Raw genomic sequence first — 18,592 nt, forward strand, 5'->3', positions numbered from 1 at the left:
AGCATCCATCAACCGTCAATCCGAGGGGGATTGTCTTGTCATTGATTCCAACTCCAGTTCCACGAAGCCTGGCTTTCGTCGTCATGCTGGCACTGCTGGCCACGGGCACCCGGGCAGCCGCCGCGAGGACCCCTCCACCGCCCCTGATTCTCGGTAGCAGCCAGTCCCAGTCCGTCGTGCCCTCGCGCGGCACCGCGCGGTTGGTGGTGAGGGCACGTGATCCCCAGGGCGGTCGAATCAATTTCACCTGGACCGCCACCATGGGAGAGCTGAGCACCCAGCTGAACGGCGAGGACAGCAGCGAAATCACCTGGACCGCCCCGGACTGCATCATCCCCGGCAGCGCCCCCGTGAAGGTCACCGTCACCAACGCACAGGGCCTCTCCTCCGAAGTGGACTTCTCCTTCCAAGTGGGCCCCACCCTCAACGACGACCACCAGCCCCCTTTCGCGGAAGGCCAGTTCCAGTCCCTCGACAACGTGTCCCTCCTATCGAACTCGGCGCTGAATTATCCGGAGCCGCTCCTCTCCGTTTTCGGCGGCGAGTTGATGATGTTCGCCTCGGACGTCGAGCTGTCCCTGTCCTTCCTGAGCACCGACGCCCTGGCATCCCATTCGCTGGGCTGGATGTACTACGACGACCTCATCGCGCGCGGCTATGTCGACACCCGCGGGACCCCAGAATACTCCGGCGACGACTTCCTGAGCGACGCCAACAACAACGGCATCACCGACCTCCACGAGGACATCTACAACCTCGCGCCTCCGTCCGGCTTCCATGCATCACGGCCCTACATCGGCACGACTCGCCGGTGCTCCCAACCCTTCCTCTCGGTCAATGGCTTCCTCAGCCAGCCGGAACTGGCGATGGACCGAACCTGCAACCCGGTCTTCTCGCCCGATGTCCTGCTCGCGGACGCCCGACCGGGACAGACAAACAACCTCATCCCCGTGGATGTCGTCGGCGCACTCGCTGTCGCGCAGACTCCAGCCACCGGTTTCTCGGACGGAGGCCTCTTTGCGCGCATCCCCAATCTGCTCGAGCCCGCGGCGCCCGCGAATGCCAACATGGGACTCGGGCATCTGGCCTTCCTGTTGACTGACGACGACCCCAACAGGACCACCTTCAAGCAACTGGGCCCGGTCCAAGACCGGAGCGAGTCCTTCGAGGACGGCCTTCCCGACTACGACACCTCCGCGTACACGCCGGACGGAGTGCTTCGGACCACCAACCCGGACCCTGGCATCACTCCGGCCGACCGCACCGTGAAGCTGGGGCGCATCCAGGCGGGACGGGAGATCGTCTTCTTCCTCGTCACCTATTACGACGCCACCCACGACCCGAACGGTGACGGCACGGTGTATCCCTGCCTGATGAAGGCGATAGATGGCCGGTGCAGCCTGCACCTGAAGACCTCCACGTCCGTCTTCTTCTCGAAGCCGGGTTGGAACCTGGATCAGGATGCCCGCGGAACCTCGCCGGTGGCCCAGTACAACCTGGGTTGTGCGCGTGACCCGCGCTGCAATCCCATCAGGCCCATGGACTACACCTGCCCCGATGCCTCCACCAGCCAGCCGCTCTGTGGTTGGCTCCAGTATACCTCCCACGACCTGCTCGGGACGCCCGCCTATGGAAACATCGTCCTGCCGAAGGCGCGAAGCTGGGTGCCCAGGGTCAGCAACGGCAACATGCCGCACTTCCAGGTGCAAGCGGTGACCACGAGCCCGGGCAACTGGATCCTCGGCATCGAGGACCTCAACGGAGGAGGCGATCGGGACTTCACGAACGTGGTGCTCCTCCTTCAGGCCACTCGCGTGCCAGGCAACGTCCGCTCCAACGTCATCAGCCCCGCCCTGGATGGCCAGTGCGCCATCTCCCGCCTGCGCGTTCGCAAGACCGACTGGGCTCCCCTGGAGTGCCAGCAATCAGCGAGCAACTTCGGCATCGCGTACGCCGTCGCCTCGGACTGCAACGTGTGCGCGAATGGGAGCTGCCAGACGAATCCCGCGCCCACCTGGTTGAACGTACCCTTCGAGCCCGGACAGAACGAAGCCGTGATGAGCCTTCCGCCGTCCGGAGGTTCTCAGCTCTGCTGGAAGGCCCGGCTCACCCACCCGAATTTCTGGTGTCCGTTGGTTATCTCCAACGTGGACATCGGCTACGAGCTGGGCTTCACGCCCCTGAGTCCAGTCCCCGCGACGCACTGACGCTCGGCGACGAGTCCCTTCGTGACAGGGACTCGTCGTCCGTCAGGGCTTCGACTCCGCGACGGAGGAGCCCGCCGGCGTCAGTTCTGAGTAGACGCCGTCCTTGAGCTGGTAGCGCGTCTGGGCCTTCGTCGTCAGCACATTGCCGGACTCATCCTCCTGCTCATCGGTCCTCACCATCGTGAGTTCCTTCTTCCGCGCCTGGAAGGAGACCTCGTATCGGGAGACACCGGGAGCCTCCGACACGCCCTCCAGCGACAGCGCCAGCTTCGCCGTGCCCAGGACACCCTTCTTGTTCCCTGGCACGGTGTAGCTCACGTACGTGGTGCTGTAGTCGCCACACTCCTCGGGGGTGGAGTCCACCCGCAGCAGGACGACTCCCGCGGTCTTCGAGGGAACGAGTGTCACCGCCGCCGGTCCGCCACTGACCTGGCGCCAGTTCTCCCCCGCGGGTTTGGCGTCCACGCTGCTGACTCGGAAGGGAGGCTTCAGCTTCGGCTCCAGGACCCGGACGCGAATCTTGAAGTCCCCACTCATCACCACCGTGGCGACCTCCTTCTCTCCGTCCCCGTCGAAGTCCTCCTCGAACCGGAAGGGCGTCAGCGTGTTGCCGAAGAGCCAGCCCCGCAAGACCGCGTCGTCCGCCTTCTCCGCGGTGCCCTTCGTGTCCACATGCTCCACCGAGTACCAGTGGTTGACGTACTCCCCCACCTTCAGACGCGCCGTGCCACGCTCCTGCACTCGCACGGCCGCGCCCAGGGGCAACACGGCGACCACCGCCGCCTCCGTCGAGGGCTCCTTCCGGAGGTTCGCCTCATCCACCCCCACGAACAATGTCTCCAGCTCGCAGGACGGCTCCCAGGTCGTGAAGGCGAATTGCTCCGGCGTGCGCTGCTGCCCCTCCTTCACCTTTTCGGCGCTGAAGTGGAGCGAGGGCGCGGACGTCTGCGTCAGGAGCAACGACAGCCACAAGCCGGGAAACATGCGGAACCATCCCTGGTGGGAACAACCCGCGCCCTTTCTCCAACACCCCCTCCCCCCGAAGCAAGGCCCCGCACCCAATTCCTCTCATGCGGCCCCGGTGACACGATGAGCCGAGTCACACGAAGGGAGGACAGCCGGGTCGCATACCGGACGGCCGGGTTCGTACGGCTCACCCTCCCCCGCACCTCGCCGCATGACACCCACTGCCGTCAGGGTTAGCGTGGCGCGCGTGATGAGCCAAGCCCTGCCCCTCTCCCTGCTGCTGGCCACCTCGATGCTCGCCGGCTGTCGCCATGCGCAGCACCCTGAAGCTCGCACCGTGGGCTCGGTGGCGAGCAGCCTCTTCGCCACCCTGGAGGACGAGGGCGCGCTCGCGAGCGCCTTCGTGCTGGACGCGCGAACCGGCGAGCCACTGTTCGCGCATCGGGAGCACATCCGGTTGCTGCCCGCGTCCACGATGAAGGTCGTCTCCACCGCGTCGGTGCTCTCCGCGCTCGGTCCGGACTTCCGCTTCCACACGCCGGTGACGCTGGAGGGCACGCTGACGAACGGGCTGTACCTTGGCGACCTCGTGGTGGACCCATCGGGGGACCCGTCGCTGGGCTCGTGGCGTTTTCCGGAGACGGCGCTCGCCTGCGAGCAGGTCGCGGACGCGCTCCAGGCGCGCGGCGTCCAACAGTGGCGCGGACAGGTGCGCGTGCGAGGCACCGACGACGTGGAGGCCGCATTCGGTCCGGGCTGGGCCTGGGATGACGCCGCCTATGCCTACAGCGCCGCCCCCACGCCCTTCGTCTTCCGGGAGAACGTCGTGGACCTCGCGCTGTCCCGCGCGGACGGCGCCGACTGCGCGCTGCCTCCCACCGTGCAGCTCACCCCGGCCTTCGCCACGCTCTCCGCCATCGTCCGCGTGGACCCGAACGCGGAGCGCGCGAACCTCTCCTGCACGCGCCAGCGCGGTGCCCCGGGCGTGCGCTGCGTGTGGCGCTCCCCCGTCAACCAGTGCCCCCGCTCCGCCGCGGTGAAGCTCTCCGTGGACGAGCCCCAGGTCCTCTTCTCCGCCTGCGTGGAGGAAGCCCTGCTCAAGCGCGGCGTGCCCCGCCTGCCCACCACCCTGGAGGCTCCCGGCCCCCTGCGCCCGCCCGTGCCGGAGCCGCTCGTCACCCTGGTCAGCCCGCCCCTGTCGGAGCTGGTGAAGGCCACCAACAAGGAGTCCCTCAACCTCTACGCGGAGCGACTGGGCCTGCGCTTCGCGCGCGAGCGCAGCGGCACGGAGGGCTACGCCACGCTGCGCAGCGCGTTGGCCGAGGAGCTCACCCGTCGCGGCATCCCCGCCCGAGACCTGCGCCCCGTCGATGGCAGCGGCCTGTCCCGGTACAACCTGGCCACCGCGCGAGGCCTGGCGCGCGTGCTCTTCACCAGCCTGCGAGAGCCCTACGGCGCCGCGCTGGTGGACAGCCTGCCCGTGGCCGGCGTGGACGGCACGCTGGCCACCCGCCCCGTCACCGCCATCACCGCGGGCCGCATCCGCGCCAAGACGGGCACGCTCTCCGGACAGAAGTGCTTCGCGGGCGTGGTGGACCGGCCCGGTGACGCCGAGCACCCGCGCGTTGTCTTCGCGTTGATGCTCGGCAACATGGACGAAACCACCGCCCTCCCCGCCAACGAGGCCTTCGACCGCTTCGCCGCCGCCCTGGTCGAGCTTCCCCTGCGCGCCCCGTGACGATGGGCGTTCTCGAATTCCCCGGCGGCTTTGACGCAGCGCACGCCTGGAAGCAACCCGAGGGAACACGGGCTCCGTGGCGACATTCCCCTGTCGGGAACCGACGCCACGGAGGATAGGACGTGGCAGGCTGCGTCCGCCTTTCCCTATCCCCGAGGTGAACATGAAGCTGACAACCGCACTGGCCGCGGCGGCACTGCTGCTGCCACTCACGTCCCCGGCCGCAGGCAAGGGCGCGTCCAAGCCGCCCGTCACGGAGAAGAAGGAGGTCGTCGACACCTACCACGGCACGGAGGTGAAGGACGCCTACCAGTGGCTGGAGGCCACCGATGACGCGAAGGTGAAGCAGTGGAACGACGCCCAGAACGCCCACACGCGGGCCATCCTGGACAGGCTGCCCGGCCGCGAGGGCATCCGTCAGCGCGTCGCCGAGCTGCTGTCCTGGAAGTCCCCGGGCTACGCGGGTTTGACGGAGGCCAACGGCACCCTCATCGGCGTCAAGTATCAGCCGCCCCGGCAACAGCCGTACGTGGTGGTGATTGGCTCCGCTGACGACACGTCGAAGGAGCGCTCGCTGCTGGACCCCATGGTCATCGACCCGTCGGGCCACACCACCATCGACTTCATCGAGCCCACGCTGGACGGCAAGAAGCTGGCGGTGTCGCTGTCGAAGAACGGCACGGAGAGCGGCGACGTGTCCGTCTATGACGTGGCCACGGGCAAGCCGCTGCCGAACGAGGTCGTCCCTCGCGTGAACGGCGGCACGGCGGGCGGTGGCCTCGCGTGGAACGCGGACGGAACGGGCTACTTCTACACGCGTTATCCGCGCGGCGAGGAGCGCCCGGCGGAGGACCGGGACTTCTTCCAGCAGGTGTACTTCCACAAGCTGGGCACGCCCACGGAGAAGGACACGTACGCGCTGGGCAAGGACTTCCCACGCATCGCCATGACGGAGCTGGAGACGTCGCCCGACGGCAAGTACATCACTGCGATGGTCGCCAACGGCGACGGCGGCGAGTTCATGCTGTACCTCCACGGCCCCGACGGGAAGTGGACGCAGGTGACGAAGTTCGCGGACAAGGTCATCCGCGCCCGCTTTGGCCATGACGGCGCCCTCTACCTGCTCAGCCGGCAGGACGCGCCGCGCGGCAAGGTGCTGCGCCTGGCCCTGGCCACCCCGACGCTGGACAAGGCCACGGTGCTGCTGCCCGAGGGCGAGGCCAGCGTCCAGGGCTTCTTCCCGACGAAGTCGCGCCTGTACGTGAGCGAGCAGCTCGGCGGCCCGTCGCAGCTGCGCATGGTGGACCTGAAGGGCAAGGACCTGGGCCTGGTCCCCACCCCGCCGGTATCGTCGGTGGGCGGACTGGTGAGCGCGGGCGGCGAGGACATCTACTTCAGCAACTCCAGCTTCGTGCAGCCGCAGGCCTGGTACCGCTTCACGCCCGCGGACGGCAAGGTGACCAAGACGGCCCTGGCCAAGACCTCGCCCATGGACGTGAGCGACGTGGAGGTGGTGCGCACCGAGGCCACGTCGAAGGACGGCACCAAGGTTCCGCTCACCATCCTCAAGAAGAAGGGCACGAAGCTCAACGGCACCAACCCGACGCTGCTCACCGGCTACGGCGGCTTCAACATCTCCATCAGCCCGGGCTTCAGCCCGCTGGCGGGCCTGTGGCTGGAGCAGGGCGGCGTCTACGCCATCGCGAACCTGCGCGGCGGCTCGGAGTTCGGCGAGAAGTGGCACGCCGAGGGCTCGCTGACGAAGAAGCAGAACGTCTTCGACGACTTCTATGCCTGCGCGAAGCTGCTGGTGGACCAGAAGTACACGCAGCCCAAGAAGCTGGCCATCCAGGGCGGCAGCAACGGCGGCCTGCTGATGGGCGCCGTCGTCACCCAGCACCCGGAGGCGTACGGCGCCGTGGTGGCCCGCGTGGGCCTCTACGACATGCTGCGCTCGGAGCGCACGTCCAACGGCCAGTTCAACGTCACCGAGTACGGCACGGTGAAGGACTCCGAGCAGTTCAAGGCGCTGCTGGCCTACTCGCCCGTCCACAACGTGAAGGACGGCACGAAGTACCCGCCCGTGCTGTTCACCTCCGGCGCCAATGACCCGCGCGTGGACCCGTTCCACTCGCGGAAGATGGTGGCCCGGATGCAGACGGCCACGGCGGCCAAGAGCCCCATCCTGCTGCGCGCCGACGCCGAGACGGGCCACGGCTCCGGCACCCCGCTCAACGCCCGCATCGAGGAGGAGGTGGACGCGTACTCGTTCATCTTCAGCCAGCTCGGCGTGAAGTACCTGCCGCCGGCGAAGAAGGTCGCGGCCCCCAAGCCGCAGTAACACGCTGACGCTGGCGAGGCCCGCCCTGGACCTGGAGGAAACGCTCCGGGCCCGAGGTGGGCCTCGTCGTGTCAGGTGAAGGGCACGCGCGGGCCACGGACACCTGGAGCGCCAGCGCGCGCGGTGCCAGATTGCGCCGCATGGACCTGCTCCCGCTCGAAGCGCTCACGACCCCCGCCGCCCTCGTGGACCTGGACCGCGTGGAAGCAAACCTCGCGCGCGTGGCCGCGTACACGCGGGAGCACCGCCTGCACTGGCGCCCCCACACGAAGACGCACAAGACCGCGGAGCTCACCGCGCTCCAGCTCGCCGCCGGGGCCATGGGCGCCACCGTCGCCACGCCGCGCGAGGCCGCGGTCATGGCCACCGTCTGCGACGACGTGCTGCTGGCCTACCCACCCGTGGGCCCGAGCCGACTCGCGCAACTGATGGCCCTGCCCCGGCGCACGCGGCTCACGGTGGCGCTCGACTCGGTGGAGGCGCTGGAGGGACTGGGCCACGCGGCCCGGGACGCGGGGCGAACCGTGGGGGTGCTGGTGGAGCTGGACCTGGGCATGCGCCGCGTGGGCGTGCAGACCCCGGCCGATGCCGTGGCCCTGGCCCGCGCGGTCGCCGCCACGTCCGGCGCGACGTACCGAGGCATCATCTTCTATCCAGGCCACGTGCGCGTGCCGGTGGAGCAGCAGGAGTCCGCGTTGAAGAACCAGGGAGCACGCGTGCGCGAGTTCGTGGACGCGCTCGCCTCCGAGGGACTCCGCCCCGACGTCGTCAGCGGAGGCTCCACGCCCATGCTGTGGCGCTCGCACGAAGTGGAAGGCCTGACGGAGATCCGCCCCGGCATCAACGTGCTGAATGACCGCAACACCGCCGCGCTCAACGCCTGCGCCTGGAACGAGTGCGCGTTCTCCGTCCTGACCACCGTGGTGAGCACCGCCGTCCCCGGCCAGGTGGTGGTCGACGCGGGCTCCAAGGCCCTGGCCAAGGAGGAAGGGCTCGCCCCGACGGGTGGCTATGGCGCGCTGCTGGACAGGCCCGAGCTCGTCGTCCGGAGCGTCTCCGAGGAGCACGGCCTGCTCGACGTCTCGGGCACGTCCTGGCGCCCCCGCGTGGGGGACCGGTTGCGCGTCGTCCCCAACCACGTCTGCGCCGCCGTCAACCTGCACGAGCGGCTCCACGTGCTGCGCGGCGACACCGTGACGGCCACGTGGGCCGTCGCCGCGCGCGGCTGGTAGCTTCCTCTCACACCAGCTTGTCGAGCCGCTCCAGCTCGCGCGAGAGCATCGACTCCAGCTCGCGGATGTTGCGATAGACGATGCACCGGTAGGACGCGACGTCGAAGCGCAGCTCCTTCACGTCGCGAACCAGGAGCAGCGTGGGCCGCCCTTTACCCCACGCGTAGCCGACCTCCAGGTACACGTTGGGATTGGCCAGCGACAGGTCGGCGATGACGACCTTCGCCGTGTCGATGCGCTCCTTGATTCGCTGGATGATGGGCCCGTCGAACACGGCCTGGTCCACGCGCTCGCACAGCAGGCCCGCCGCCTTCACGGGCCCCTGGATGCCGTAGTGGTACGTGTCCTCCAACTCGGGCGTGAAGGGCATCGCCACGAATGCGTGAGGCTTTCCCATGGACACCGTGCCCGCGCTGGCCATGGACGGCGCCTGCACGAACGCGCTGCTGCGCCGCACCCGGAAACCTCCCCCTGGCAGCGTCTCCACGCCCGGCGTTCCACCCAGGCCCCGCTCCAGCGCCTTGCGCAGCCGCAGGGCACGGCGCATGTCCAGCTCCACCACCGTGAAGCGCTCCAACCCCTTGGGGCCCGTGCCGCGCTGGAAGGCCTCGATGAGTCCGCCCACGAAGGCCAGCACCGCCTCGTCCTCGTCGAGCCCGTAGTTGGGGCCGTGCACCGTGCCCGCCACGTGCTTCACCGAGGCGTGCGCCTCCAGCGCCTTCAGCGCGCGCAACGCGAACTGGCGAATCTCGTGGTAGCCGAACTCGCCCAGCCGCACCGTGCCCATGAAGAGCGCCAGCGGCGAGGCCAGCGCGCCCAGCGTCTCCACGAAGCGGAATTCGCCCGGCTGCACCGCGACCTGCACCGGCGGCACGCCCACGGCCTCCAGCCGCCGTGACGCCTCGCCAGCCGCGCCGTACAGCTTTTGTGCATATTTGAACAAGGCGACATCCGCCGTCATCTCGGTGACGTCGCCCACTTCCAGCACCACGTCGAGGGCCGCGCTCATCCCTCGACTGTAGGGCCGCTGACTGTCTGGCCCCAACCTGGAACCCAACGGTCCACTCGCGAACGGGTGCCCGGGGACCCCCATGTTCCTGAGACTCGGGGTATGACCAGTCTAAAGAACTCCATTCACATTGTGATATGGAGCCCTGCGCACCCCGGAACACCCGGGGAACCCCACATCCCCTGAGGGGCCGTCCCGACGCAAAGTCTTTCAAGTCGGGAAAAGTGAAGGAGAGACAGATGGCGAGCATCGGTATCGTCGGCGCCGGCACTGCCGGACTGCACCTGGGTCTGAAGCTTCTCTCGCAGGGCATTCCCGTCACGCTCTACGCGGAGCAGGAGCCAGACGCCCTTCGCGCAGGCCGACTTCTGAACACGGTGACTCACCATGCGCCCACTCGCGCACGGGAGCGGGAGCTGTGGGTGGACTTCTGGGGCGCGCCGGAGCTGGCGATGAACCGCTGCGCCATCCACGTCCACGGGCCGCATCCGTTCAGCGTGAAGGGGCGCGTCCTCGAGCCGAGCCTCTGCGTGGACTATCGCCTCTATCAGCCCCGGCTCGCGGAGGCCTTCGTGGAGCGCGGAGGGCGGCTGGAGGTCGCGCCGGTGGACAACGTCGCGCTGGAGGGCCTGACGCGGCGCCATGCGCTGGTGGTGGTGGCCTCCGGGCGCAATGGGCTCAACGCGCTGTTTCCGCGCGTGCCGGAGCTGTCGCCGCATACCCGGCCTCCTCGCGTGCTGTTCGCGGCGATCCTCAAGGGCCTGCGGATGCCGGAGCCCTTCGGCATGCACGTCAACCTGGTGCCGGGCCAGGGTGAGGTCTTCGAATCGCAGATGATCACCCGCCACGGCCGCGTCCCCAGCACGCTCATCGAGGCGGTGCCCGGAAGCGAGCTGGCGTCGATGATTTCCCTCAAGCGCGACGACGACCCGGCCGCCTTCGACGCGATGCTGCTGGACCTCATGCGCCGCCACGCGCCCGCCACCTACGAGCGCATCGACCCGACGGAGTTCGGCGTCCGAGGTCCGCTGGACTTCCTCCAGGGAGGCTTCACGCCCGTGGTGCGCCGCGCCTGGGCCCAGGTGGGCGAGGGCCGCTTCGTCATGGCGGTGGGCGACACCCACGTGACGAACGACCCCGTCGCGGGCCAGGGCGCCAACGCCGCGTCGGCCTCCGCCTTCACGCTGGCCATCGCCATCCAGGACGCGCTCCTGTCCGAGCGCCCCTTCGACGAGACGTTCTGCCGCGACACGGAGGCGCGGATGTGGACCGCCGTCGCCCCGGCGACCGACTGGACGAACGCGCTGCTCCAACCGCCTCCGCCGCACGTCGTCGACCTGCTGGTCGCCGGCAGCCGGGACAACCGGGTGGCCGACGCCATCGTCAGCGCCTTCATGATTCCCGAGCGCATCCTCTCCGCCTGTGCCTCGCCCGAGGCCTCCGCGGAGTTCATCGCCCACGCGGGAACGCCGAGCGCGGACGTGCTGGCCGCGTCCGGAGCCATGGGCTGGGACACCGGAGCCAGAATCCGGCCTCTCGCCGGCTGAGACTCGAAGTCCGGGCGAGGCGCCGTCGAAACGCTCCTGCGGGAGCGGCGGCGCTTCGCTATCCTCGCGAGCCATGCGATTTGGCATCGTCGGTTCGGGTGGAGTGGGCGGCTATTACGGCGCGAGGTTGGTGCGCGCGGGGCACGACGTGGGCTTCCTTGCCCGAGGCTCGCACCTGCGCGCCATGCGGGAGCGGGGCCTCACCATCCTCAGTCAGGAGGGGGACTTCACCGTCCCCGTCCGCGCCGAAGAGGACGCCGCGCGGCTGGGGCCGGTGGACGTGGTGGTGCTCGCGGTGAAGAACTACGACGTCGCCAGCGTGCTCGCCCAGGTGAAGACGCTGCTCGCCTCGAAGGAGCAGCCCTCGCACGGCGCTCCCGGCACGGTGGTCGTCACGCTCCAGAACGGCGTGGACAGCCCCTCGGAGGTGGCCGCCGCCGTGGGCGAGGCCGCGGTCATCGGAGGGACGACGTACATCTCCACCGCCATCACCGAGCCGGGCGTCATCCGTCAGGCGGGCACGCTGCACCGGGTGGTGCTGGGCGAGGCGTTCGGTGACATCTCGCGCGTCTCCCCGCGCGTCCAGGCGCTGCGGGACGTGCTCGCCCAGGCGGGCCTCAACGCGGAGGCGGTGGCCGACATCCGCGCGCCCCTCTGGGAGAAGCTCGCCTTCCTCGCCGCGATGTCCGGCTTCTGTACCGCCGCGCGCTCCTCGATTGGCCCCTTGAGAGAGGTCCCCTTCTTCCGGGAGATGTTCCGCGAGGCCGCCGCCGAGGTGCTCCGCGTCGCCGCCGCGGAGGGCGTCTCCACCACCACGCGTCCCGACGACGTGATGCGCTTCATGGAGGCGATGGCCCCGGAGATCCGCCCGTCGATGATGGTGGACTTCGACGCGGGCAAGCCGCTGGAGGTCGAATACCTCCAGGGCACGGTGGCCCGGCGCGGCCATGCGCTCGGCGTCCCCACGCCCGTCATGAGCACCCTGTACTCCGTGCTGATGCCCCACGTGCGCGGCGCGCGTCAGGGCTGAGCCTGTCCGTCCACCCACCGAGCGGGCCGACGGCCTGACGCAATCGTCCGCCGGATTTCGCATAGAGATGAGTGATGAGCGAGCCGAGCCCCCGCCCCACGCCGAGCCCTCCGTCGTCTCCGCCCCTGGGGCGCGTGGCGCTGCATGCCGTCGCCTCCGGGCTGACGCCCCTCATCCCCGTCCCCTTCCTGGATGACTACGCCCTCTTCCAGGTGCGCGAGCAGTTGGTCCGCTCGCTGTTGGAGGAGCGCGGGCTGCGCGCGCCGAACCAGGCCGTGGAGGCGCTCGCGGGCTCCAGTCTGGGCCGCACGCTGGGCGGGCGGTTGGCCAGCTACCTCAAGGGGATGATGCTGCTTCCGGTGAAGAAGCTCTTCCGGAAGGTCTTCTTCGTCCTGTGGGTGAAGGACTGCGTGGACGTGGCCTCCGTGTCCCTGCACCACGGCTACCTGCTCCACCACGCGCTGGAGCGCGGAGACCTGGATGCGCTGAGCCTGCAGGGCGACAAGCCTCAAGCCATCCACGCGGCCATCGTCGCGGCCTGCGCGGAGGTGGATGCAAGGCCCGTCAATCAGGCCCTGCGGCGCCTCTTCGCGAGCAGCCGGCTGCTGGTGGCGGAGGCCACGCGCGTGTTCCTCAATCCCAGGAACGTGGGCCCCCGCGCGCCCGAGCCGGGCGAGAGCGCGGAGGTGAAGTCGCTGGCGGACCGGCTGCTCGCCCTGCTGTGGGAGGAGCGCGGCTACTTCTCCACGCTGGAGGCGCACTACGTCCGCCACCTGGAGGCCGGGCCGGCCCCCGTCTTGAAAGCGGCGTCAGGGAGCTGAGTCGGCCGCGCGCGCTTGCGTCTCACGGATGCGCCGCGAGAAGTCCGGCTGGTTCGCCGCCGCCAGCGCGCGCGGGTTGATGAGGTGCCGCGCGCGCACCACTTCCAGCGGCGCGTCCGTCTCGATGAGCCCCAGCTCGTACGCCAGCGCGTCGGAGAAGGCCGGCAGCAGCGTGCGGTGGTCATAGGGCACCTTCACCGCGCTCACCTTCTCGAAGTGGTGCACCAGGTTGGTGGTGCAGTTGTTGGAGAGCGAGTTGTAGAACTCCGGCTTCGCGTGCAGCGCGTTCATCCGGGCCACCATGTCCAGGAAGAAGTCGGAGATGCGCTCCTTCGACGCGTTCACCGGGTAGAGGTACACGTCGTCATGTCGGTGGTTGGAGCGCAGTTGCACCAGGTCCCGCTCGTCGCCCACGACGTAGACGAGCTCGAACTGGCGGAACAGCCCTCCCACGGCGGAGAACGTCTCCCCCTTCTCGCGACGAATCTCCACGGAGAAGACGAGGTAGCGCCCATCCGAGAAGCCGAAGCTCACCATGGTGTGCGCGGCGCCGAAGAAGCCGGAGAACGGCTCCACGATGAACCACGCCCCCGTCAGCTCGCGCGCGTCATACGTGGCCGAGTACCAGGACGCATCCCAGTCCGTCGTGCTCCGGTAGCGGAAGTCGCGCACGTCGTGAATCGTCACCCGCGAGCCCTCCACGTCCGCGCGAGCCATCCGTGCCAGGTCCGGCGCCCAGTCGCGCTCGGTCGACGGCGCCTGGGACCAGGCCCAGACGTGAAGCCCCCCACACGCCGCGAGCACCACCGCCACCGCGCCCGACCGCGAGCCGAACCGCCGCCACACGACGAGGGCCAGGCCCGCCACGACCAGGGCACCCAATGCCCTGAGGAGGTGCGCCCCTTCGGGCCCCGCCCCTGTCAAGGCGAGCGCGAGCCCGACCCAGGCGGTCCCCCCGAAAAGCACCAGGGCGGTCAGGACGTTGGGGACGAGGGCGGGCAGTCGCATATCCGCCCAGTATTCCGCGCCCCCGGGCCGCTCGCCAAGGGCGGCGCAACCCCGTCCCGCCTGGCACCATGATAACCCGATAAGCAGCCTGTCCCCGGGTATCACTTCGCGCGGCAATGACGTATGAGAGCGGCGAGGGCCCGATTCTCAGGTCCCTCCGGGTCTCCGGGAGCCGTCGTGTCATTGCTCGCCCTGCTCTTCCAGAAGTCCAAACTCCCCATCATTCTCGCGGCGCTCCTGGGCATCCTCACGGGTGCATGCAGCGCGGCGCTCGTCGCGGTGATGAACCAGGCGCTGACGTCCCGGACGGTGGCGGACGCGCTGACGCTGATGCCCGCGTTCCTCGGCTTCGCGGTGGCGGTGCTGGTGCTGCGCATCGTGTCTCAGATGCAGCTCAGCTCCATGCAGCAGGTGGCCTTGCTGGACCTCCGGCTGTCGCTGTGTCGGCGCATGCTGGAGGCCCCGCTGAGCAAGCTGGAGAGCGCCGGGCCGCACAAGCTGTTGGCCGCGCTGACGGAGGACATCGCCGTCATCAACAGCACCATCTCCGTCATCCCCGGCGTCATCATCTGCCTGGCGACGCTCGCGGGCTGCCTCGTCTACCTGGCGTGGCTGTCCGGGCCGCTCCTGATGATGATCCTCGCGGTCATCGCCGTGGTGATGGCGAGCGTGGCCATCCCCAACCGCTACGCGTATTCGCAGTTCTACAAGCGGCGCGAGAGCCAGGACGCCCTGTACTCCAACTTCAGGACGCTCATCGACGGCGCCAAGGAGCTGCAGCTTCACCACGCGCGCAGCGAGGACTTCTTCAACAAGGAGCTCAAGCCGACGGCCGAGGAGGTCTCACGTGTCTCGCTGACGACCAACAACCTCTTCATCATCACCGGGAGCTGGGGCGGCTTCATGGTGATGGCCGTCATCGCCGTCATCCTCTTCGGCGTGCCCCGGTTCCAGACGGTGGAGATGTCCACGCTGGCCGCGTACGCGCTGGTGGTGCTGTACCTGCAACAGCCGCTCGACGGCCTGATGAACCAGTGGCCCGCCCTGTCTCGCAGCCACGTGGCGATGAAGAAGTTGGAGAAACTGGGCCTGTCGCTGGCGGACCCGGAGCCTCCCGCCGACGGCGCCGTGCCGACGAAGTTCGAGCGAGTCGAACTGGTGGACATCACCCACACCTACTACCGCGAGCAGGACGGCGCGACCTTCACCCTGGGTCCCATCAACACGATGATGCGCCGGGGCGAGCTGGTCTTCCTCGTGGGCGGCAACGGCAGCGGCAAGACGACGCTGGCCAAGCTGCTCACCGGACTGTACTCGCCGGAGAAGGGGGAGCTGCGAGTGGACGGCGTGCCCATCACCGCCGCCAACCGCCGCTCCTACCGCCAGCTCTTCTCCTCCGTGTTCTTCGACTTCCACCTCTTCGAGCGCATGCTCGGCCTGGACCAACCCGGGCTCGAGGAGAAGGCGAAAGGTTTCCTGTCCCGGCTCCAGTTGCAGCACAAGGTGCGCGTGGAGGACGGCAAGCTGTCCACGGTGTCGCTCTCCCAGGGACAGCGCAAGCGCCTGGCCCTGCTCACGTCGTTCCTGGAGGACCGCCCCATCTACGTCTTCGACGAGTGGGCCGCGGACCAGGACCCCCTCTTCCGCGAGCTGTTCTACCGGGAGATGCTCCCCGCGCTGAAGAACCAGGGGAAGCTCGTCTTCGTCATCAGCCACGACGACCGTTACTTCCACCTGGCCGACCGTCTGCTCAAGCTCGAGTCAGGACAGCTCGTCTCCATGCCAGACACCGCCCCCACCGCCGTCTCGGCGTGAGCCGCGGGTGATACATCGCCCCACGTGATGTCTCGGCGTGAGCACCGGGTGATACAGCGTCCGACACTTTTCACGGATGACATGCTGAGAGGTTTACGGCGGCAATCCGTGATAAGACTTATTGCAACGCAATCACCGTCTCGCGCTCCCATCGGGCTGGCCTGGAATGGTCTCGCCCACTTGAATCGAGGTTCTCCGAGTGGAGCTCACGCGGGTGGAGCATGCCGAGCTGTTCGTGGGCGACGCGGCGCTCTCCGCCTACTACTTCTGCCACGCGCTCGGCTTCCGGATGGTGGCCAGCGGTGGACCGGAGACGGGGCTGCCCGGCCGTCGCTCCTTCGTGCTCGAGCAGGGAGCCGCGCGGCTCGTCGTCACGTCCGCCCTGGGCTCCGAGGGTGAAGTCGCCGCGTACGTGCGGGCCCATGGCGACGGCGTGCGAGACATCGCGCTGGGGACGCCGGACGCGCACACGGCCTTTCGCGAGGCGGTGAGCCGGGGCGCCCGGGCGGTGGCCGAGCCCTTCACCTACGAAGCCGATGGCCAGCGCGTGGTGAAGGCCACCATCGCGGGGCCAGGCAACTGGGTGCATTCGTTCATCCAGCGCGACACGCCGTCGGGTGCGTACCTCCCGGGCGCATACCTGCCGGTGGACGCGGGGCCCTCGGGCGGCGCGACGCTGTTCTCCGGGGTGGACCACTTCGCCTTCGCCCTGGAGCGGGGCCGGCTGCTGGACACGGTGGGGTTCTACGTGGACGTGCTCGGCTTCGCGCAGACGCACCAGGAAGACGTGCGCACCGAGTACAGCGGGATGAGCTCGCGGGTGGTGCAGGCCGCGGGGGGACAGGTGTGCTTCCCGCTGCAGGAGCCCGTCTCCGGTGCGCGGAGGGGACAGCTCGAGGACTTCGTCGACGCCCATGGTGGCTCGGGCGTGCAGCACCTGGCGTTCCTCGCGGACGACATCACCCGCGCGGTGGATGCGCTGACCCAGCGGGGCGTGGGCCTGCTCGACGCGCCCCGGGGGTACTACGAGGACCTGGAGGCGAGGCTCGGCACCCTGGGCCCGTTCCGCCGGGAGCTGCTCCAGGCGCGCAACATCCTGATGGACCGGGACGCCTGGGGCGTGCTGCTGCAGGTCTTCACCCGCTCCCAGCACGCGCGGCGCACCCTCTTCTTCGAGGTCATCCAGCGGCAGCAGGCCCGAGGCTTCGGTGGCGCCAACATCCAGGCGCTCTACGCGGCCAAGGAGCAGGAGGCCACGCGCGCCGCGGGCTGAGACGAGCCCGCGGCCACGCACGTCACATCACTTCCGGGGCTCCAGCGTCAGCGGCAGTCCGCCCCGGGGGAGCAGCGAGATGCCCGGATAGATGTCCACCTTCCGCCCGGGAATGGCGCGCAGGCGGAAGCGCTGGGAGACCATCGCCAGCACCAGCGCGCCGAACATCAGCGACAGGTTGTTGCCGATGCAGATGTGCTGGCCCGCGCCGAACGGAATGTAGGCGAACTTGTGGCGCGCCCCGCGCGACTCGGGGGCGAAGCGGTCCGGATCGAAGGTCTCCGGTGACGACCAGAACTCCGGGTGCCGGTGCAGCACGTAGGTGATGGCGACGACAACCGTGCCCGGCTCCACGCGGTAGCCACCCACGGTGTCCTCCTCCTTGGCCACGCGCACCAGCTTCCAGGCCGTGGGATAGAGCCGGAGCGTCTCCTCGAACACCTGCATGGCGTAGCGCAGGCGCGGCAGGGACTCCAGGGTCGGCGCCCCGCCACCGAGCACCGCCGCGCTCTCGGCGGCCAGCCGGTCGGCGATTTCCGGGTGGGTCGACAACAGATGCCAGGCCCAGGCCAGCGCGGCCCCCGCGCCTTCGTTCGCGGAGTAGAGGTTCATGAACTCGTCGCGCAGCTCCTTGTCCGTCATGCCCTCGCCGGTGTCGCGGTCCTTCGCCGCCAGCAGCATGGCCATGATGTCGTCCTCGGGACCGCCTTGCTTGCGCTGGACGATGACCTCCTTGGCCTTGCCATTGAGCAGCCGCAACGTGGCGAAGAAGTCCGCCCACTTCTTCTTGTAGATGGGCAGCCGCTCCAACTTCAGGAGCCGGTACAGGAACGAGCCGCGGTCGTTCAGCATCCACATCATCCGGCGCATGGCCTCCGCCGTCGGCTCGTCGGGCTCATCCGAGTACAGCGCCCGCGTCGTCATCCGCAGCGAGAGCACCCCCATCTCCTCCGCGATGTCGAACCGCCGCCCCGGCTCCCGCACGGCCTCCCACTGCGCCAGCTTGCGCTGGATGAGGTCCACCATGCCCGTCAGCAGGCCGGCCAGCCGCTCCCGGTGGAAGGCGGGCTGGACGAGCCGCCGCTGCCGCCGCCAGTAGTTCCCCTCGCTCACGAAGAGCCCGTTGCCCAGGAACGGGTCGTCCACCAGCTCCGGCTTCGCGTAGTTGGGGGCGTTCTCGGTGAGGAAGTACCGGACGTGGTCCGGATGACTCAACATGTAGGTGGGCTTGGCGTCCAACTTGAAGCGGACCACGTCACCATGCGCTCGGAAACTCTCGACGAAGAGACCCAACGGGTCTTTCTCGTGGCTCAGGAGGTTGCCCCAGATGGGGAGACCCCGGGGACCCGGGGGGTAAGGCGAAGCTGGAGTCGAAGCCATGCGGTCTCGGGAGCGAATCCCACCAGTTTATCAGAAGTGCCTGACCCCCTGACAAACCAAGGAGTTAGCGCGGTTCGAGGCTGACTAGACATTCCAGATAAAACAAGGGATGAAGGCAGAGGGCATGCTTCACCTCCGACCTAATTTTCCTCGTTCACGGCTCCCAGCAACGGTGCCGTGCCACCGCGCGGTAGCGGGCCTCTCGCGGCAGATCGGGGGGAGCTC

Annotated in this window: 13 protein-coding genes; 9 read left to right on the top strand and 4 right to left on the bottom strand. The window is 68.8% G+C overall.

Going from position 1 to position 18,592, the window contains the following annotated elements:
• Positions 1–83 precede the first annotated feature (83 nt).
• Entirely contained in the window at positions 84–2,207 is a 2,124-nt protein-coding gene (locus HUA78_RS39060) for a DUF4114 domain-containing protein (RefSeq protein WP_174478520.1), read from the top strand.
• 42 nt (positions 2,208–2,249) lie between these two features.
• Here HUA78_RS39060 and HUA78_RS39065 read toward each other — a convergent pair whose 3' ends face one another.
• A complete protein-coding gene (locus HUA78_RS39065) occupies positions 2,250–3,191 on the bottom strand; it encodes an SH3 domain-containing protein (protein WP_174462580.1) in 942 nt (313 codons plus the stop codon).
• Positions 3,192–3,423: 232 nt separating this feature from the next.
• On the opposite strand from HUA78_RS39065, the gene dacB reads away from it, so the two are divergent.
• The 3 genes from dacB to HUA78_RS39080 all read left to right on the top strand — a co-directional run bounded on the left by dacB (position 3,424) and on the right by HUA78_RS39080 (position 8,484).
• Positions 3,424–4,911: a D-alanyl-D-alanine carboxypeptidase/D-alanyl-D-alanine-endopeptidase gene (gene dacB, locus HUA78_RS39070; RefSeq protein ID WP_174478521.1), complete on the top strand. Its 1,488-nt coding sequence runs from the start codon at positions 3,424–3,426 to the stop codon at positions 4,909–4,911.
• A gap of 163 nt (positions 4,912–5,074) precedes the next feature.
• Entirely contained in the window at positions 5,075–7,252 is a 2,178-nt protein-coding gene (locus HUA78_RS39075) for a prolyl oligopeptidase family protein (protein ID WP_174478522.1), read from the top strand.
• A gap of 140 nt (positions 7,253–7,392) precedes the next feature.
• Positions 7,393–8,484, top strand: coding sequence for an alanine racemase (locus HUA78_RS39080; RefSeq protein WP_174478523.1), 1,092 nt, complete (start codon positions 7,393–7,395; stop codon positions 8,482–8,484).
• Between the two features lie 7 nt (positions 8,485–8,491).
• Here HUA78_RS39080 and HUA78_RS39085 read toward each other — a convergent pair whose 3' ends face one another.
• A complete protein-coding gene (locus tag HUA78_RS39085) occupies positions 8,492–9,493 on the bottom strand; it encodes a hypothetical protein (protein WP_174478524.1) in 1,002 nt (333 codons plus the stop codon).
• Positions 9,494–9,732: 239 nt separating this feature from the next.
• Between HUA78_RS39085 and HUA78_RS39090 the strand changes: the two genes are divergently transcribed.
• The 3 genes from HUA78_RS39090 (at position 9,733) to HUA78_RS39100 (ending at position 12,891) form a co-directional block, all read left to right on the top strand.
• Complete coding sequence (locus HUA78_RS39090) at positions 9,733–11,040, top strand: styrene monooxygenase/indole monooxygenase family protein (RefSeq protein WP_174459228.1); 1,308 nt, start codon at positions 9,733–9,735, stop codon at positions 11,038–11,040.
• 73 nt (positions 11,041–11,113) lie between these two features.
• On the top strand, positions 11,114–12,070 hold the full coding sequence (locus tag HUA78_RS39095) for a ketopantoate reductase family protein (RefSeq protein WP_141644141.1): 957 nt from the start codon (positions 11,114–11,116) through the stop codon (positions 12,068–12,070).
• A 74-nt stretch (positions 12,071–12,144) separates the two neighbouring features.
• On the top strand, positions 12,145–12,891 hold the full coding sequence (locus tag HUA78_RS39100) for a hypothetical protein (protein WP_174462576.1): 747 nt from the start codon (positions 12,145–12,147) through the stop codon (positions 12,889–12,891).
• Here HUA78_RS39100 and HUA78_RS39105 read toward each other — a convergent pair.
• Positions 12,880–13,899 (bottom strand): DUF4105 domain-containing protein, encoded by a 1,020-nt coding sequence (locus HUA78_RS39105; RefSeq protein ID WP_174459230.1) that lies wholly within the window; start codon positions 13,897–13,899, stop codon positions 12,880–12,882. The genes HUA78_RS39100 and HUA78_RS39105 overlap by 12 nt on opposite strands.
• Positions 13,900–14,076: 177 nt before the next feature.
• Between HUA78_RS39105 and HUA78_RS39110 the strand changes: the two genes are divergently transcribed.
• Complete coding sequence (locus HUA78_RS39110) at positions 14,077–15,714, top strand: cyclic peptide export ABC transporter (protein WP_141644144.1); 1,638 nt, start codon at positions 14,077–14,079, stop codon at positions 15,712–15,714.
• A gap of 199 nt (positions 15,715–15,913) precedes the next feature.
• A complete protein-coding gene (gene hppD, locus HUA78_RS39115) occupies positions 15,914–16,987 on the top strand; it encodes a 4-hydroxyphenylpyruvate dioxygenase (protein ID WP_174459231.1) in 1,074 nt (357 codons plus the stop codon).
• Between the two features lie 27 nt (positions 16,988–17,014).
• On the opposite strand, the gene HUA78_RS39120 is transcribed toward hppD, so the two are convergent.
• The gene (locus tag HUA78_RS39120) at positions 17,015–18,367 is read right to left on the bottom strand and encodes a cytochrome P450 (RefSeq protein ID WP_174478525.1); all 1,353 of its coding nucleotides are present in this window, start codon (positions 18,365–18,367) and stop codon (positions 17,015–17,017) included.
• Positions 18,368–18,592: the final 225 nt, after the last annotated feature.

The organism is Myxococcus sp. CA033 (assembly GCF_013336625.1).
GTDB lineage: Bacteria > Myxococcota > Myxococcia > Myxococcales > Myxococcaceae > Myxococcus > Myxococcus llanfairpwllgwyngyllgogerychwyrndrobwllllantysiliogogogochensis.

Bases quoted from the DNA above. Each gene is read 5' to 3' on its own strand.
- HUA78_RS39090 (WP_174459228.1), top strand. From the start codon at position 9,733: ATGGCGAGCATCGGTATCGTCGGCGCCGGCACTGCCGGACTGCACCTG.
- HUA78_RS39065 (WP_174462580.1), bottom strand. From the start codon at position 3,191: ATGTTTCCCGGCTTGTGGCTGTCGTTGCTCCTGACGCAGACGTCCGCG.
- HUA78_RS39100 (WP_174462576.1), top strand. From the start codon at position 12,145: ATGAGCGAGCCGAGCCCCCGCCCCACGCCGAGCCCTCCGTCGTCTCCG.
- HUA78_RS39085 (WP_174478524.1), bottom strand. From the start codon at position 9,493: ATGAGCGCGGCCCTCGACGTGGTGCTGGAAGTGGGCGACGTCACCGAG.
- dacB (WP_174478521.1), top strand. From the start codon at position 3,424: ATGAGCCAAGCCCTGCCCCTCTCCCTGCTGCTGGCCACCTCGATGCTC.
- HUA78_RS39060 (WP_174478520.1), top strand. From the start codon at position 84: ATGCTGGCACTGCTGGCCACGGGCACCCGGGCAGCCGCCGCGAGGACC.
- HUA78_RS39120 (WP_174478525.1), bottom strand. From the start codon at position 18,367: ATGGCTTCGACTCCAGCTTCGCCTTACCCCCCGGGTCCCCGGGGTCTC.
- HUA78_RS39105 (WP_174459230.1), bottom strand. From the start codon at position 13,899: ATGCGACTGCCCGCCCTCGTCCCCAACGTCCTGACCGCCCTGGTGCTT.
- HUA78_RS39075 (WP_174478522.1), top strand. From the start codon at position 5,075: ATGAAGCTGACAACCGCACTGGCCGCGGCGGCACTGCTGCTGCCACTC.
- HUA78_RS39095 (WP_141644141.1), top strand. From the start codon at position 11,114: ATGCGATTTGGCATCGTCGGTTCGGGTGGAGTGGGCGGCTATTACGGC.
- HUA78_RS39080 (WP_174478523.1), top strand. From the start codon at position 7,393: ATGGACCTGCTCCCGCTCGAAGCGCTCACGACCCCCGCCGCCCTCGTG.